This window comes from Enterobacter nematophilus (assembly GCF_026344075.1).
Classification (GTDB): domain Bacteria; phylum Pseudomonadota; class Gammaproteobacteria; order Enterobacterales; family Enterobacteriaceae; genus Enterobacter; species Enterobacter nematophilus.
In genome coordinates, this window is sequence record NZ_JAPKNE010000012.1 from 67,712 (window position 1) to 83,875 (window position 16,164).

The 16,164-nt window shown below is 57.6% G+C and carries 18 protein-coding genes; 9 read left to right on the plus strand and 9 right to left on the minus strand.

What is annotated here, in order from left to right; all coding sequences use genetic code 11:
• Positions 1-36 precede the first annotated feature (36 nt).
• Entirely contained in the window at positions 37-957 is a 921-nt protein-coding gene (locus OSH03_RS20780; protein WP_061097315.1) for a LysR substrate-binding domain-containing protein, read from the plus strand.
• A gap of 18 nt (positions 958-975) precedes the next feature.
• On the opposite strand, the gene OSH03_RS20785 is transcribed toward OSH03_RS20780, so the two are convergent.
• The 6 genes from OSH03_RS20785 to OSH03_RS20810 form a co-directional block, all read right to left on the minus strand.
• Positions 976-2,355, minus strand: coding sequence for an amidohydrolase family protein (locus OSH03_RS20785; RefSeq protein WP_266179985.1), 1,380 nt, complete (start codon positions 2,353-2,355; stop codon positions 976-978).
• Between the two features lies 1 nt (position 2,356).
• Entirely contained in the window at positions 2,357-3,313 is a 957-nt protein-coding gene (locus OSH03_RS20790) for a carbamate kinase family protein (RefSeq protein WP_266179987.1), read from the minus strand.
• Complete coding sequence (locus OSH03_RS20795) at positions 3,310-4,860, minus strand: xanthine permease (RefSeq protein ID WP_266179988.1); 1,551 nt, start codon at positions 4,858-4,860, stop codon at positions 3,310-3,312. The genes OSH03_RS20790 and OSH03_RS20795 overlap by 4 nt, the downstream gene beginning before the upstream one ends.
• An 11-nt stretch (positions 4,861-4,871) precedes the next feature.
• Positions 4,872-6,287, minus strand: coding sequence for a YlbE family protein (locus OSH03_RS20800; protein WP_266179989.1), 1,416 nt, complete (start codon positions 6,285-6,287; stop codon positions 4,872-4,874).
• Entirely contained in the window at positions 6,287-7,828 is a 1,542-nt protein-coding gene (fdrA, locus tag OSH03_RS20805) for an acyl-CoA synthetase FdrA (protein WP_266179990.1), read from the minus strand. The genes OSH03_RS20800 and fdrA overlap by 1 nt, the downstream gene beginning before the upstream one ends.
• Before the next feature lie 108 nt (positions 7,829-7,936).
• Complete coding sequence (locus OSH03_RS20810; RefSeq protein ID WP_266179991.1) at positions 7,937-8,542, minus strand: ankyrin repeat domain-containing protein; 606 nt, start codon at positions 8,540-8,542, stop codon at positions 7,937-7,939.
• Positions 8,543-8,861: 319 nt separating this feature from the next.
• Between OSH03_RS20810 and OSH03_RS20815 the strand changes: the two genes are divergently transcribed.
• Positions 8,862-9,791 (plus strand): LysR substrate-binding domain-containing protein, encoded by a 930-nt coding sequence (locus OSH03_RS20815; RefSeq protein WP_266179992.1) that lies wholly within the window; start codon positions 8,862-8,864, stop codon positions 9,789-9,791.
• On the opposite strand, the gene OSH03_RS20820 is transcribed toward OSH03_RS20815, so the two are convergent.
• Entirely contained in the window at positions 9,788-9,946 is a 159-nt protein-coding gene (locus OSH03_RS20820; protein ID WP_032644909.1) for a YqaE/Pmp3 family membrane protein, read from the minus strand. The genes OSH03_RS20815 and OSH03_RS20820 overlap by 4 nt on opposite strands.
• A gap of 178 nt (positions 9,947-10,124) precedes the next feature.
• Here OSH03_RS20820 and OSH03_RS20825 point away from each other — a divergent pair, with 178 nt between their 5' ends.
• Complete coding sequence (locus tag OSH03_RS20825; RefSeq protein WP_151412880.1) at positions 10,125-10,646, plus strand: rhodanese family protein; 522 nt, start codon at positions 10,125-10,127, stop codon at positions 10,644-10,646.
• A 79-nt stretch (positions 10,647-10,725) separates the two neighbouring features.
• The gene (locus tag OSH03_RS20830; RefSeq protein ID WP_266179994.1) at positions 10,726-10,905 is read left to right on the plus strand and encodes a hypothetical protein; all 180 of its coding nucleotides are present in this window, start codon (positions 10,726-10,728) and stop codon (positions 10,903-10,905) included.
• A gap of 38 nt (positions 10,906-10,943) precedes the next feature.
• Here the strand turns inward: OSH03_RS20830 and stpA are convergent, their stop codons facing one another.
• Positions 10,944-11,348, minus strand: coding sequence for a DNA-binding protein StpA (gene stpA / locus OSH03_RS20835; RefSeq protein ID WP_061099627.1), 405 nt, complete (start codon positions 11,346-11,348; stop codon positions 10,944-10,946).
• A gap of 493 nt (positions 11,349-11,841) precedes the next feature.
• On the opposite strand from stpA, the gene alaE reads away from it, so the two are divergent.
• On the plus strand, positions 11,842-12,291 hold the full coding sequence (alaE, locus tag OSH03_RS20840; protein WP_028014172.1) for an L-alanine exporter AlaE: 450 nt from the start codon (positions 11,842-11,844) through the stop codon (positions 12,289-12,291).
• Between the two features lie 32 nt (positions 12,292-12,323).
• Here alaE and OSH03_RS20845 read toward each other — a convergent pair whose 3' ends face one another.
• Positions 12,324-12,668: a DUF2002 family protein gene (locus tag OSH03_RS20845; protein ID WP_023308923.1), complete on the minus strand. Its 345-nt coding sequence runs from the start codon at positions 12,666-12,668 to the stop codon at positions 12,324-12,326.
• A gap of 160 nt (positions 12,669-12,828) precedes the next feature.
• Between OSH03_RS20845 and OSH03_RS20850 the strand changes: the two genes are divergently transcribed.
• From OSH03_RS20850 to nrdE, 4 genes are all read left to right on the plus strand, one after another.
• Positions 12,829-13,155, plus strand: a complete 327-nt coding sequence (locus tag OSH03_RS20850) for an ElaB/YgaM/YqjD family protein (RefSeq protein ID WP_023308924.1) — start codon at positions 12,829-12,831, stop codon at positions 13,153-13,155.
• 243 nt (positions 13,156-13,398) lie between these two features.
• Positions 13,399-13,638: a glutaredoxin-like protein NrdH gene (gene nrdH, locus OSH03_RS20855; protein ID WP_080441995.1), complete on the plus strand. Its 240-nt coding sequence runs from the start codon at positions 13,399-13,401 to the stop codon at positions 13,636-13,638.
• Entirely contained in the window at positions 13,635-14,045 is a 411-nt protein-coding gene (nrdI, locus tag OSH03_RS20860; RefSeq protein WP_266179995.1) for a class Ib ribonucleoside-diphosphate reductase assembly flavoprotein NrdI, read from the plus strand. The genes nrdH and nrdI overlap by 4 nt, the downstream gene beginning before the upstream one ends.
• Positions 14,018-16,162 (plus strand): class 1b ribonucleoside-diphosphate reductase subunit alpha, encoded by a 2,145-nt coding sequence (gene nrdE, locus OSH03_RS20865; RefSeq protein WP_266179996.1) that lies wholly within the window; start codon positions 14,018-14,020, stop codon positions 16,160-16,162. The genes nrdI and nrdE overlap by 28 nt, the downstream gene beginning before the upstream one ends.
• The last annotated feature ends 2 nt before the right edge of the window (positions 16,163-16,164 follow it).

The window sequence follows — 16,164 nt, forward strand, 5'->3', positions numbered from 1 at the left end:
TATGTTTTTTATCAATTATCGTGTAAGGAGTAGGCCATGCCCGCGCAGGATCGCCAGACGTTATCGCTGCCCTCGCTCAGAAATTTGCAGGCGTTTATCGCCGTTGCCAACGCCCTGAGCATCCATCAGGCGGCGGAACAGCTCAACGTCACGCCGTCGGCGGTAAGCCACCAGATCGCGTCGCTGGAATCGTGGCTGGGCAAGAAATTATTCATCCGCAGCGGCAAAGGGGTTCAACTCACCCCGACGGGAGAAAAATATCTGCGGGAGGTCTCGGCGGCGATGAGCGCCATCGGGCGCGCCACCGATCAGATCGTGAAAGAAAAAGACAATGCCGTGCTTCGCGTGCACTCTTCCCCCACCTTCGGGCTGTCATGGCTGTTGCGCCGTCTGGGCAGATTCCGCGCCGAATATCCTGATATCACCATCAACCTCACCTGCTCCTATGAGAACCTGCAGTTCGCCAGAGATAATATCGACATTGATATCCGTCACGGTATTCCGGACTGGGACGCTTACCGGGTGATGACCATTAAAAACGACACGCTGGTGGTATTGGCCTCGCCGGGCTATGCAGAAGAACATCCCATCAGCACGCCCGCCGATCTGCTGCAACAGTCGCTTATCTCGTCCACCAGCACTCTGGTGAACTGGGAAAAATGGTTCGCCTGGCACAATATCGACAGGCCCTGGCTCAATTTCAGCCTCAGCTTCGACCGTTCTTACATGAGCTTTGAAGCGGCGCGCATGGGGCTGGGGTTTATTCTGGAGAGCAAAATGATGGCTACCGATCACCTGAAGGATGGCTCGCTGGTGCAGGTGCTGCCGGATGAGATGGGGATCGCCATTAACGCGCATCATCTGGTGATGCCGCACATGAACGAACGCGCGTGGAAGATCCAGCAGTTCGTCGAGTGGATTGACCGGGAGTTGCGATTGTCGGGGTATCACCTGTAGCGATACCCCAGCGTGGCGTCAGGCGACCGTGCCCCAGACGAGGTTGCCCTTGTGGAACGTCGCGGTGCGCGGAGAAATGCGCGCTACCGCTTCGGCGGAGCAGGAGGCATCCACCAGCACAAAGCTGGCGTCATCCTGCGCTTTCGGCCATACGCGTTCGCCTTTATCGTTCAGCGGCAGCACGTCGCCGGTGGCGATGCCGAGCGCGCGAGAGAGCGTCTGCTCGTTCGGGCGAATGTAGAGCTGGGCGTAGAGATTGGCTTTTTCCAGCATGTCCCCTAAACCGTACGGCGACCAGTGGTCGATCACGCTGTCGGTACCCGTCATCACGAACACGCCCTTCTCCCGCAGCTGCTTCAGCGGCATGTGCAGGGTACCAATCGGCACCGTGGAGGCGATGGTCACCTGCTGCGCCGCCATGCGGGTAGCAATCTCATCCACCTGCTGCTCGTTGAGCGTCGCCAGCGCGAAGGCGTGGCTGATGGTCAGCTTCCCCTTCAGCGCCGGCGTTTTCTCCACGGTTTCCACCATGTAGTTCACCGCCGCCACGCCCGCCGGGCTGGTTTCATGGAGGTGAATGTCCACCCCTTTGTCGTAATCCAGCGCAATCTGGAACATCAGATCGAGGGATTTCTCCATCGCGCCGTCAACGCTGGTTGGGTCCAGCCCGCCCACGTAGTGCGCCCCGGCCTGCATCGCCTCGCGCATCAGCTTTTCCGATTTCGACAGCAGCAGGCCGTGCTGCGGGAAGGCGACGATTTCGCAGTCAAATCCTGCGGCCCGGCGCGCCAGCACCGTCTGCAAATTTTCCAGGTTTTTCAGGCCGGAGACCGGCTCTATGTTGCAGTGGCTGCGGGCGATAGTGGAACCTTTCGACTGGATCAGGTCGATAAGCGCCTCCGCGCGCTCCTGGGTGTAGGGCTGCAGCTCCGGCAGCAGCTTCTGTTCAAGGCGGATCATGTCCTGAATGGTGGTGCCTGCCGGGCGGTTCAGCGAGCGCCACGGACCGCCGTAGAAGGTTTTATCCAGGTGAATGTGCATGTCGCGCATCGCCGGAAGCATCAGCTTTTTACCCGCGTCGTAGTGCGGCAGGGTCGCGTCGGCGTGGCTGCCGTTGTCGCGCAGGGCAACGATCTTCCCGTCTTTGATCTCCAGCGTTTTCAGCTCGGTGCGGGTGCTCGTCGCCACGCTGCCGTCGAAGTTGAATCTGGCCTCCAGAAGCACGTTGTCGAGGTAGTAGTGTTTTGCGGTGATGTTCATCGGTTTGCCCGTCTCGCAGGTTGGCTTTGCGGTATCCGCAGCATACGCGACGGAGCCGGTGGCGCCAAACAGCGCGCAGGCGGTGACCATTTTGCCGCTCTGGCTGATAAACTCGCGGCGGCTTTTATTCTCATTCATCTTATCTTCCTTCATTAATAATATGGGTACCCGTTTCACCTCGCAGCGCCGCGGGCAGGCAGTCCGCCGAGGTGATGATCACGCGTCTGCCGCCGTGGCGTAAAAATTCCAGCGACGCGACGATTTTGGGCAGCATGCTGCCCGCCGGGAAGTGGCCTTCGTCCATGTAGCGCGTCATCTGCGCCACGCTGATAGTGTCCAGCGCCTGCTGGTTCGGCTTGCCGAAGTTAACGCAGACCTTCTCCACGCCGGTGGTGATCGCCAGCACGTCGGCGCGGATCTCGCGCGCCAGCAGCGCGGTGGAGAGATCTTTATCAATCACCGCATCGACGCTCTGGTAGTCGCCCTGTTCGCTGCGTACGACCGGAATACCGCCCCCGCCCGCGCCGATCACCACAAAACCTTTCTGCGTGAGGGTCTTGATGGCATCCGCCTCAACAATCCGCAGCGGCTGGGGTGAGGCCACCACGCGACGATAGCCGCGGCCTGAGTCCTCGACAAAATGCCAGTCCGGGTGCGCCTGCTGTAGTTCGTCGCGCTGCGCCTCGCTAAAGAACGCGCCGATCGGTTTCGTCGGTTGCGTAAAGGCGGGATCGTTTTTATCCACCTCCACCTGGGTAACGACCGTGACCGCCTTTTGCTCCCCGCGCGCCGCCAGGCGGTTGTTGAGCGCCTGCTGGATGAGGTAGCCGATGCCGCCCTGGGTGTCCGCCACGCAGTTGGCCAGCGGGGTCAGCGGCAGCCCCTCCCGCTCGTGGGCGATTTCGGCACGGCGCAGATCCAGCCCCACCTGGGGGCCGTTACCGTGGGTGAGCACGATGTCATAGTCGGAGGCCAGCATTTCCAGCACCGACTCTGCCACCGCTTTCACCGCCTGCGCCTGATGTTCAACCGACTGGCTGGCGTTGTCTTTGATAATGCTGTTGCCGCCGATGGCGACGACCATAAGCTCTTTCATACGTTTTCCTTCGCAACGGTAACTTCAGCGCTCGCAACTTCCCGGCTGTCGAGGAAATGCTTCACCACAAACATGCCGCCCATCATCAGGTAGGCCGTGACGAACATCAGCGAACTGCCCTCGGCGAAGCCCACCACCGGGGCGTGGATCACCCCAAACAGCGCCAGCAATGCCCCACCCGCCGCCGCAACGGCCCCGCGCAGCGGCTTGTTGATGATGGCGAAGATGGCGATACAGCCCCAGAGCATGCTGGCGAGCGGCGCGCCGTTACCGAGGTGCACCAGGCCTTCGTAGTAAATCCCTTTGCTGTGCAGCACGTCGGTGCCGATTTTCGCCGCGCTGGTGCCCGCCGCTCCCATCACGCTGTTCATCATGGTCAGCGCCCAGTTGGCGATCCACGGGAACAGGCAGATGAAGATCACCGGCACCTCCACTTTGGGCGTCTCCCTCACCACCTGGTTGGCGGTGACGACGCCGATAAACACCAGAATAGGCACGATGGCGGTCATCGGAATGATGGCGAGCATAAACGCCCCCAGCCCGAACAGCGGCACGATGAACATGGTCACCCCGGAGGCCAGCGTGTAGCCGATGCTGGCGCCCATCGCTTTCCAGCCCGGGTGGCCGACGTAGACCGTGACCGGGAACGGGTTGCCCATCAGGCAGCCGAGCATCGACGCCAGGCCGTTCGCCAGCATGACCTTGCGGGTCGGGTACTCATCCCCCGCCGCGTGGGCGCTTTCGATGTTCTCCAGGTCAAAGATGTAGTTAGCCAGCCCCAGCGGCACGGCGGATGCCAGATACGGCAGCGCGTGCGGCAGCCCCTGCATAAAGCTGTCCACGTGCACCTGCGGCGGGTTAAAGCCGAAGGAGGACATAGACGCTTTGATGGCTTCCGGGCTTTGCAGGCCGGAGATCCACGCTAATGCCGTACCGGCAATCAGCAACAGCAGACCTGTCGGGATTTTGGCGAAAATCGGCTTTTTACCGAACCAGTTGATAAAGATCAGCAGCAGGACGATGAACGACACGGTAGGCGCCTCGAACGCCTGCAGCATCGGGTTCATTGCCAGCAGCAGCAGGCCAAGCCCGGACAGGCACGACAGCAGCACGGTACGCGGGATCATCTTGCGGATGGTCTCCCCCAGGAACGAGCCCCCCGCGAGGATCATCGCCTCCACGAAGCACCACACCAGGCCGATCTGGATCGCAAAATCCGCATCACCGGTCTGCTGATAAACCGGCATCAGCACCAGGAAGGTCACGGTGAAAATCGACGGCGCGCTCGGGCCGGACGGCAGCGCGGTGACGTCCGTTCGTCCGGTGGCGCGCGCCATCTGCAGGCCAAACCAGACGTAGCAGATACTCGCCACCAGCACCGCCAGCCCGAAGGCCGGCGCGATGCGTCCATAAACAATCTCCTTCGGGATGCCGACGACAAAAATGAGCAGCCCCATCATGGTCAGCAAATTCGTTAAGTTGTTGGTCATCAACCCGAAATATGCCGCCCAGTCACCTCTTTTCCACTCCAGTTTCATGTTTTTCATGGATGCATGCCTTATAAAAAGTAGCGATCGCGGAAGGTCAACAGCGCCTTTTCAAAACAGCTAAACGGCGGGTGAACGATGCCCGCCCCAATCATGCCGATGCCCGCGTCCTTGTGGGCAATGGCGGTATTAATGACCGGCAGAATGCCGCTGCCCGCGACTCTGGTAATGTCGATGGCGGTTGGAATGCCCATAAACGAGAGCAGCGGAATGGTGACGTTCGGGTTTTCGCCGAGGGTGATCTCGCGCATCTGGCGGGAGAAGTCGATCGCTTCCTCCACCGTGCCGCCCACCAGCGCAACGATGGCCGGGGCCGTCGCCATCGCAAAGCCGCCGATGCCGTAGGTTTCGGTGATGGCGCTGTCGCCGATGTCCAGCCCGGAGTCTTCCGGCCTGTAGCCCGCGAACATCGGGCCAATCACCTGCTGCGCCGGGCCGGTGAACCATTGCCCCGGCAGGCCGGAGACGCGCAGGCCGAACTCGTAGCCGTTGCGCGCCATAGTGGTGACGACGGTGCTGTACTCAATGCCGTGGGCAGCGTCCAGCGCGGCTTTACACATCGCCATCCACGTTGGGCCGGAGAAGTAGTCGCTGCTGGCGACAAACTCAAACACCTCGCGCTGCTGCTCCACCGGATAGCCCGCCTGGATCAGCCCCGGCGTCAGGGCCTGGATCAGCAGCGTGGTGCCCGCGTTGTTGCGGTTGTGGCACTCGTCGCCCATGTGCAGCGCCTGGGCCAGCATCAGGCGCAGGTCGATTTCGCCGATAATCTTCATCGCGTCGCGCAGCATCGGGCCGAGCACGTCGCGCATCCAGTTCAGGCGGTCGATGACGCTCTGGTCGTTGGCGCCCATGCGCAGGATTTTCGCCATCTGCTCGCTGAGGTTGGTGAACGCGCGGTTGCCGTAGGTTTTGTTCTCAACGATGTGCATAAACATCGAGGCAGAGGTGACGCCCGCCATCGAGCCCACGCAGTCGTGCTCGTGGCACGGCGAGAAGGTGATGTCGCCTGAAGCCGCCAGCCTTGCGGCATCCTCCAGATCCGTCGCCAGCCCTTCAAACACCAGCGCGCCGGTGACCGCGCCCTTCATCGCCCCGCACATGTTCTCCCAGGAAACCGGCGGACCGGCGTGCAGAATGGTGGTGCGGGTCATGCCCGGCACCACGTTAATCGCCTGGTCATAGCCCACCAGCACCGGATGGGACTGAATAATGCGCTCAAGGGCGATTTTGTTCGCGGCGGCGATCTTCTCCGCCAGCGGTTTTTCCGCCAGCTGATCGAGCGCCTCCACCACCCGCATATTGCCCTGCCCCGGCGGCGTCCAGTCGAGCTGGGTCACGGGAACGTGCTGTTTTTTGAGGTCGTCGCTGAACATCGCAATGCCAACGTTAATCACGTTCAGCGGCTGGTTGAATAAGGTCGTCATTATGCTTTCTCCCCTTTGCAGACAAATTCGCGTGCCAGTAATCCGGTATTGGTGCTGCTGCTGGCCCAGATGACGCCTGCGTCCGTCAACAGCTGGCACTGCTGCGCCAGGGACTGCGGATCCTGGCCGGTGCCGAGCACGTAGCCGAGGATCTCCAGCGGACGGTTATCGGCCTTCGCGATCGCCTGCGCCTCTTTGATAGCGTCGAGCATCACGCCGACCGGATCCTCGTGCGCGCCGAAGCCGAGCACGAAGTCCATCACGATGACGCCCACCTGCGGATCGCGCGCCTCCTGCAGCAGGCGGCTGATGCGGTTGGTCGGGTCGATCATCGGGTGCGGCTTGCCGTTGGTGAAGTCGTCATCGCCAAAGTCGAGGAAGGTGTGGGCCTGGCTAACGCTGATGTCTTTCAGACGCTTAGCCGGATCCGGCTGGATGTTGCTGTAGACGTCGTCGAATTTCGCAAGCGCCGCGAACATCGCCTCATCGCACAGGGTGCCGCCGCAGAACAGGCCGCGAATGTACTTCTGCTGCGGCGTCAGGCGGGCGCGCACCTCTTCAATCAGCGGCCAGTTGAGCGGGTGTAAATCCAGCGACTCTTTTTTAACGCCGGTGAGCAGCACCGCCTTCAGCGCCGCCTCTTTGGTGCCGCGGGCAAACTGCAGGCCGTCTTCATCGGCGGGCGGTTCGCTGCGGCCGAGGAAACAGACAACCACCGGCTTGCGGCAGGCGCGCGCGCGGGCCAGCACCTTCTCCGCCACGACAGGGGCCGGCGGCTTGGAGATCAGCGCGATGACCTGGGTGCCCTCGTCCGCTTCGAGCATGTCGATAGCGTCGAGCATCATCAGGCCGCCGATTTTCTCGCTGAGATCGCGCCCGCCGGTGCCGATCAGCTGCGACACGCCGCCGCCGAATTCATGGATGCGCACGCTCAGCTCCTGGCTACCGGTGCCGGAGGCGCCGACGATCCCAATCGGCCCGCGGCGCACCGCGTTGGCGAAGCACAATCCCGCGCCGTTGATAATGGCGGTGCCGCAGTCCGGCCCCATCATCAGCAGCCCCTTCTGGTGCGCCAGCTGCTTCAGCGACAGCTCGTCGTCGAGCGACACGTTATCGGAAAAGAGCATGACGTTAAGATCGTTTTCCAGCGCCTGGCGCGCTTCGCGTGCGGCAAAGGTGCCGTTAACGGAAATCACCGCAAGGTTGCTGTCCGGGCGGTGGGTTTTGGCGCTGGCAATCGTCGCGTAGCGTGCTTCGTGGGTGCCGCCGCTCTCTTTACGCGTGAATAAGGCCTCAATAGCGGCCAGGGTTTCATCATTCGCCGCGTCGCCTTTAATCACGATCATCAGGTCGCCGTTTTTGGCGTCGGCTAATTCTGGGGTTAATAGCCCGAGGTTTTTTAATACGCCTTTGTTCATTTCCGTCGCCATGGCGACAAAGGCCTGCTCGACGCCCGGCAATTTATTGGCTTTGGTGGAAACGGACATCAACGACACCGAATCAAAGTACGTGTTCTTTTTTATGACGATTTTGGTTGGCATTGTTTTCTCCTGAATGCGGATAAAAGGGGGCCGCCGTCGCGCAGAATGCACGTCGGTAAAAATACTTTTTTGAATTAACGGCCAGCCGGACGTGGCTGGCCGAATGCGTTATGCGCCCGCCGCCAGCAGCAGGTCGGCTATTGCATCGAAGCCTTTTTCCCGCGCCAGTTCGAGCGGGGTTTTACCGTATTTATCGGTCATGTGCGGGTTCGCGCCGTGGTCCAGCAGCAGCTTCACAATTTCCTGCTGCTTCGCGCCGCCGTCATTCAGCACGATGGCTTCCAGCAGCGGCGTCCAGCCGACAAAGTTGGTGTGGTTGACGTTAATATCGGTTTTTTCCAGCAGCTCGCGGACGATTTCAACGTGGCCTTTTTCACTGGCAGGGGTAATGCCCACGCCGCCAAAGCGCGTCAGGCGGTCGAGATCCGGATTCGCCGGAAGAACGATGCGCAGCAGGGTTAAATCATTAGTCAGGCAGCTAATCAGGAAGGGGTTAAAACAGGTCTGGTCCTGTTTATCAATATCCGCGCCGGCGGCAATTAAAAACTCCACGCAGGCGTAATGCTTTTTCAGGCTGGCAATAATAACGGCGGTTCTTTTCTGGCGGTTGGTGGCGTTAATATCCACGCCGTTATCCAGGCAGGCTTTTAGCGCGTCGATGTTACCCTCTTCTGCCGCCAGCAGAAATTCCGTGACGAGTGCGTTTGCAGACATATTCAGTCTCCCAATGTTTCACTTCTGATGACCTGAGAATAGCAACAGCCTGGTCACAAAAGAATCCGCTTAAAAATGATTCATCGACACGCAATTCATTGTTGAGTTAAATTCAACAGTCAGGCTAAAACGTGCGTCTGTGCAACCTTTTTCTTATGGTTTACCGCTTTTTAGCGCCTCAGGCAGCATTATCCTTATGGTTTAAAAAGCCTTGCATGACGCGGCTTCGCGTAAATAGTCAGAACTGTGACCCACTTCAAATGTGATGTAACGGCGCTGTTAAAATATGTTCAAAACTGATGACTGAGGATGCCGTGATATGAATTCCATCTTTACCGAAGAGAATCTGCTGGCCTTCACCACCGCGGCACGCTTCGGCAGCTTCAGCAAAGCCGCCGCCGAGCTGGGCGTGACGACCTCCGCCATCAGCTACACCATCAAGCGCATGGAGACCGGGCTGGACGTGGTGCTGTTTGTGCGCAACACGCGCAGCATCGAGCTGACCGAGTCCGGCTTTTACTTTTACCGTAAGGCCACCGACCTGCTGAACGATTTTCACGCCATCAAGCGCGGGATTGATACCATTTCACAGGGCATTGAGGCGCGGGTGCGCATCTGCATTAATCAGCTCCTGTATACGCCGCGCCATACCGCCAGGCTGCTGCAGGTGCTGAAAAAGCAGTTTCCCACCTGCCAGATCACGGTGACGACCGAGGTGTATAACGGCGTCTGGGACTCGATCATCAACAATCAGGCCAACATCGCGATTGGCGCGCCGGACACCCTGCTGGACGGCGGCGGTATTGATTACACCGAAATTGGCGCCATTCGCTGGGTGTTTGCCATCGCGCCGGAACATCCCCTCGCCTTTGTTCCCGAACCGATAGCGGAGAGCCAGCTGCGCCTGTACCCCAACATCATGGTGGAAGACACCGCGCATACCATCAACAAGAAGGTCGGCTGGCTGCTGCACGGACAGGAGGCGATTCTGGTGCCGGATTTCAACACCAAATGCCAGTGTCAGATTCTGGGGGAAGGGATTGGCTTTTTGCCGGAATACATGGCGAGGGAGGCGGTGGAAGATGGTCTGCTCATCACGCGGCGCATCAACAACCCGCGTCAGGACTCGCGCATGCTGCTCGCCACGCAGCATGCGGCGACCGGCCAGGTGACGCGCTGGATCAAACAGCAGTTTGGTCCAGCGGGCGTGCTGACCGGCATCTACAGTGATTTATTGTGGCGTACCTAGTTTTTCGTCTGCACCCAAAACGCGTGGATAAGGCCCGGGAAGTAGCCCAGAATGGTCAGAAGGATGTTCAGAATAAACGCCCAGCCCAGTCCCTTGCCAAGCAGCACGCCCAGCGGCGGGAGAATAATCGTAAATACAACGCGCCAAAAACCCATAATCACTCCGTGCAAGCTAACCAATTGAAAATTAAAAGAGACATTTCTCTAAGCATAGCCAGTTTACGGGTTACTGCCATTCGTCTCTCGCGCTTTTACCTGCCTTTACCCTCTTTACACTGGCTTAAGCCCTTCCTTAAATGTTCTACTACTCAGAAATTGACCGTAAGGAAACACCATGTCTCTTTCTCTTATTTCGCCGCAGCAGGCGAACGCGCTTATTAAAGAAGGCGCAAAACTGATTGATATTCGCGATCCCGACGAGTATGCCCGCGAGCATATTCCGGCAGCGCACTCCATACCGCTGGATTCTTTACCCGGCGGGCTTAACGCTGCCCCTGGTGAAACGGTGATTTTCCACTGTCAGTCCGGGGCACGGACATCAAACAATGCTGCGCGACTTGCGCAGGCAGCGTTGCCGGCTCAGGCCTTCGTGGTTGAGGGTGGCCTTCAGGGCTGGAAGCAGGCCGGATTGCTGACCGTTGAAGATAAAACCCAGCCGCTCCCGCTGATGCGGCAGGTACAAATTGCCGCCGGGCTGCTGATCCTCTGCGGCGTGGTGCTGGGTTATAGCGTCTCCAGCGGCTTTTTCCTGCTGAGCGGTTTCGTCGGTGCCGGGCTGCTGTTCGCCGGTGTGACAGGTTTTTGCGGTATGGCACGGTTGCTGAAAGTGATGCCGTGGAACCGTCGTACCTCATAAGCAGTAATCAATGAATTACGCTGTACCCGGCATCAGACGTCGGCTAAGGTGAAGATCGCTAAAACGATGAGGAGGTTATATGTTTTCTGTCGGTGATTATGTGCAACCGCTTAAAGGCGGCCCAAAGCTGAAAGTGCTCGAAGTGAACGGTGAAAGCGAGGTGGCGGTACAGGCCAGCAATGAACAGGGTGAGAAATATACGCTGAAAGCGGCCGATTTGGCGCCGTATACCGAAGAAGGTGATTTCGGCGTCTGCTGAACAGACAACCGGGCGGCGTGTTCCGCCCGGTCCACGTATTAGATCAGAAAATCATCCAGTGATTTACCCTCTGCCAGCGCGCTGGCAATAGGCTTCGGCGTGCGGCCCTGGCCGGTCCACGTTTTCTCTTCACCGTTCTGGTCAATAAAGCGATATTTCGCCTCACGCGGTTTACGCTTTTTAGTCGGTTTACCCGCCTGCGCCAGTTCTGAACCCAGCAGGTCAGTCGGAGAAATACCGTCGGCTTTCATCAGTTCCAGCAGGGCATTAATTTTTTCCTGCTGTTCAGCGCGCTGCTGCTCTAATTCCGCCAGCTCATTGCGTTTTTCTTCAGTAACGACCCTGACCTTTTCCAGCATTTCCTCAAGAACGTCCAGGGATAATTCGCGCGCCATCGCGCGCAGGGTTCGGATATTATTAAGATTCTGTAACGTCAAAGACATATTATTGAAAACCTTTTCTTTGGGGTAAATAGATAAATCGCCAACAGAATAATTCATTTCAGTTGAAATATCTACCCAAGGGGCCGTTCGGGCATAAATGTAAATATATTTAAATATCGCCGTTAATAATAGCGCAGAGCATTTGCGGGAAACATGTTGATCCAATCACCGTATCAATATAAATGGTCAACTTTAATCCAAATCACAGCATACTGCGCTCCCATCAGGGGAGCGGATTTTTGCGTCAGCAGCGAAAACCTTAACTTCTTGATTTATAAAGATAACATCTTGAATGAGACAGATTATAACGAACCGAACAAAAAACAATCAACTTTAGAGAATTTTGTGGACAAAAGGCGATTAAATAAAAATTAATCACTAGTTGTTAGTTCAAAGATAGAGATATACGCTATACACCTCAAACAAACCAACCTAAAGCACTAACCGCTGAAGGAAAACCGATTCCACTGCGTTCTTCTCAAGGAGTTCAGACATGTTCTCGCCGCAATCTCGCCTGCGCCACGCGGTGGCGGATACTTTCGCGATGGTTGTCTACTGTTCCGTTGTGAACATGCTGATTGAAATATTCCTCTCCGGAATGACCTTCGAGCAGTCACTTTCTTCTCGTCTGGTGGCGATCCCGGTCAATATTATTATCGCATGGCCTTACGGGCTATACCGCGATGCCGTCATGCGTTTCGCGCGCCGTATCAGCCCGGCGGGCTGGATGAAAAACCTTGCCGACGTGCTGGCGTACGTCACGTTCCAGTCTCCGGTCTACGTGGCTATTCTCCTGACAGTGGGCGCGGACTGGCACCAAATCGCCGCTGCGGTCAGTTCGAATATCGTGGTATCAATGCTGATGGGTGCGGTATACGGCTATTTCCTCGACTACTGCCGCCGCCTGTTTAAGGTCAGCCAGTACGGCCAGGTAAAAGCGTAATGTGAAGCGACTGGCGAAAGCCAGTCGCAGATTTACTGTACGTCGCCAAACAGTCCCTTCAGAAACCGCTCCAGCGCCATACGCGAACTGAAACCGTGCGGAATACCATAATGCTCATGCCGTTCACCGCCTAAATAGAGCGGAAATTGCTGATAGTGATCGCAGGTTTTAATATCCGAGGCAGGCTCAGCAAATGACAGACTTCTGTCTTTCAGCGTCGGGTGAATAATGAGAGCGGTACGTCCCATCCTGGCTTCACGATTAACATAAACATAATTCTCGCCGCGGCGATATCCATACGCTTTTGGCGTCACCTCATCCATGGTGAATCCCTCTTTTTCAAGAACGCGTGCCACCTCGTCAGGTCGTAAATACATATCTTTTCCTCGTTATCTTTTCCTGCCCGGCAACCTTACAGTAATCAGCATTAGCAGGGCTTTCAGAATAGTCCATAAACTGGCGGATAACGCGTGACGCGCTTCAGATATTAAATTTCTGAACTAAACTAAACGGGAACACAAAATTACGGAGGATCGTATGTTTAACAGACCGAACCGAAACGATATTAACGACGACGCGCAGGATATTCGTAATGATGTCAGCCAATTAGCGGACACGCTTGAGGAAGTGCTGAAATCCTGGGGATCGGATGCGAAGGATGAAGCAGATGCTGCGAAACGTAAGGCTCAGTCTCTGCTCCGTGAAACCCGCGCCCGTATGAACGGACGTTCACGCGCTACGCAGGCGGCCTGCGACATGGCAAGCTGTGCTACGACCTTCGTACGTGAAAAACCGCTTTGTACGCTGGGCACCGTCGCGGCGGTCGGCATTTTTGTCGGAGCCCTGCTCAGCCTGCGTAAGTAAGCCCGCGTTCTCAACCCCGGTAGCCTCAGGCGCCGGGGCTTTTTTATGCCCATAAGCCTGAAAAACCCGTACAGCCAGCCCTGCCCCGCTGTGCTCATCATCAGGGCAACATCAATCTGAATTTCCCATATCTTGTATGGTTGAATCTTTTCTCAACTACATCTAGTATTCCCTTAAGAAAGACACATACTCTATGACGCGTTAACTCGCGCCGTTTTCTCATTCTAAATGGAAATACGAATCATGAGCATTATTATTTACACTCGTAACGATTGTGTTCAGTGCCACGCCACCAAAAGGGCGATGGAGAGCCGCGGCGTGGCGTTTGAGATGGTCAATATCGACCTGGTGCCCGAGGCCGCGGATACCCTGCGCGAACAGGGATTTCGTCAGCTTCCGGTGGTGGTTGCCGGTGATACCAGCTGGTCTGGCTTTCGCCCGGACATGATTAACCGCCTGAGCGCTCAGGCCACGCGTGCATGAGTGGGCTGGTCTTCTTCTCCAGCAGCTCAGAAAACACGCTCCGCTTTATTGAGCGCCTCGGGCTGCCTGCGGTGCGTATTCCGCTCAACGATCGGGAGCGCATTCAGGTGGACGAACCTTACATTCTGGTGGTGCCCAGCTATGGCGGGGGCGGTACGGCAAGAGCGGTACCTCGCCAGGTGATCCGTTTCCTGAACGATCCTCATAACCGGGAACTGATTCGGGCTGTGATCGCGGCGGGCAATCGTAATTTTGGCGATGCCTTTGGCCGCGCCGGGGATGTCATCTCTCAAAAATGCGGCGTGCCGTATCTCTATCGCTTTGAGCTGATGGGGACACAGCAGGACGTAGAAAACGTGCGTAAAGGAGTGAACGAATTTTGGCAACGACAACCGCAGAACGGGTAATTCAGGCAACGCCGGACTACCACGCATTAAACGCGATGCTTAACCTCTATGACCGGGAGGGGCATATTCAGTTTGGCAAAGATCGCGAGGCGGTAGAGGCCTTTTTCGCCGCCCACGTCCGTCCGAACAGCGTCGCTTTTGGCAGCCAGCAGGAACGTCTCGACTATCTGGTTAACGAAGGTTATTACGAGGAGCGCGTGCTGACCCGCTACGACCGCGCCTTCGTGGTGAAGCTGTTTGAACGCGCCCATGCCAGCGGTTTTCGTTTCCAGACCTTTCTCGGCGCGTGGAAGTTCTACACCAGCTACACCCTGAAAACCTTCGACGGCAAACGCTACCTGGAAAGCTTTGAAGATCGCACCGTGATGGTGGCGCTGACGCTGGCCCAGGGCGATGAAGCGCTGGCTGAACGGCTGACGGAGGAGATCCTCTCCGGCCGCTTCCAGCCCGCCACGCCGACGTTTCTCAACTGCGGTAAAGCCCAGCGCGGCGAGCTGGTCTCCTGCTTCCTGCTGCGCATCGAAGACAATATGGAGTCGATTGGTCGCGCGGTGAACTCGGCGCTGCAGCTTTCCAAACGCGGCGGCGGCGTGGCGTTTCTGCTCTCGAACCTGCGGGAAGCGGGCGCGCCAATCAAGCGCATCGAAAACCAGTCCTCCGGCGTGATCCCGGTGATGAAGATGCTGGAAGATGCGTTCTCCTATGCCAACCAGCTTGGCGCACGACAGGGCGCGGGAGCGGTTTACCTGCACGCGCATCACCCGGATATTCTGCGTTTTCTCGATACCAAGCGCGAAAACGCCGACGAAAAGATCCGCATCAAAACCCTGTCGCTCGGCGTGACGATCCCGGACATCACCTTTAAACTGGCCAAAGAGAATGCCGATATGGCGCTCTTCTCGCCGTATGACGTGGAGCGAATTTATGGCAAAACCTTTGGCGACGTGGCCATCAGCGAGCTGTACGACGAGCTGGTAGCCGACAATCGCATTCGCAAGAAGTACATCAACGCCCGCGATTTCTTCCAGACGCTGGCCGAAATTCAGTTTGAATCCGGCTATCCGTACATCATGTACGAGGACACGGTAAACCGCGCTAACCCGATTGCCGGGCGCATCAACATGAGCAACCTGTGCTCGGAAATTTTGCAGGTCAACAGCGCGTCCAGCTACGACGAGAACCTGGACTACGCGGAGATCGGCAAAGATATCTCCTGCAACCTCGGCTCGCTCAATATTGCCCACACCATGGATTCGCCAGATTTTGGCCGCACGGTGGAGACCGCCATTCGCGGGCTGACGGCGGTCTCCGACATGAGCCACATCCGCAGCGTGCCGTCCATTGAGGCGGGCAACGCCGCGTCGCACGCCATCGGCCTGGGGCAGATGAACCTGCACGGGTATCTGGCGCGCGAGGGCATCGCCTACGGCAGTCCGGAGGGGCTGGACTTCACCAACCTCTATTTCTACACCGTCACCTGGCATGCGCTGCACACCTCAATGATGCTGGCGCGCGAGCGCAGCCAGCGGTTCGCGGGCTTTGAGCAGTCGCGCTACGCCAGCGGGGCGTATTTCAGTCAGTATCTGGAAGGCGAGTGGCAGCCGAAAACCGAAAAAGTGCGCGAACTGTTCGCCCGCGCGGGGATTACCCTGCCGACGCGCGAGATGTGGCAGCAGCTGCGCGACGACGTGATGCGCTACGGCATCTATAACCAGAACCTGCAGGCCGTGCCGCCAACCGGTTCGATTTCCTACATCAACCACGCCACGTCAAGCATTCACCCGATCGTGTCAAAGATTGAAATTCGTAAGGAAGGCAAAACCGGACGCGTCTACTACCCTGCCCCGTTTATGACCAACGAGAACCTGGCGCTGTACCAGGACGCGTACGAGATCGGCCCGGAGAAAATCATTGATACTTACGCCGAGGCCACGAAGCACGTGGATCAGGGGCTGTCGCTGACGCTTTTCTTCCCTGACACCGCCACCACGCGGGACATCAATAAAGCGCAGATCTACGCCTGGAAGAAAGGCATCAAAACGCTGTACTACATTCGCCTGCGCCAGCTTGCGCTGGAAGGCACCGAAATCGAAGGCTGCGTGTCCTGCGCGCTGTAAGG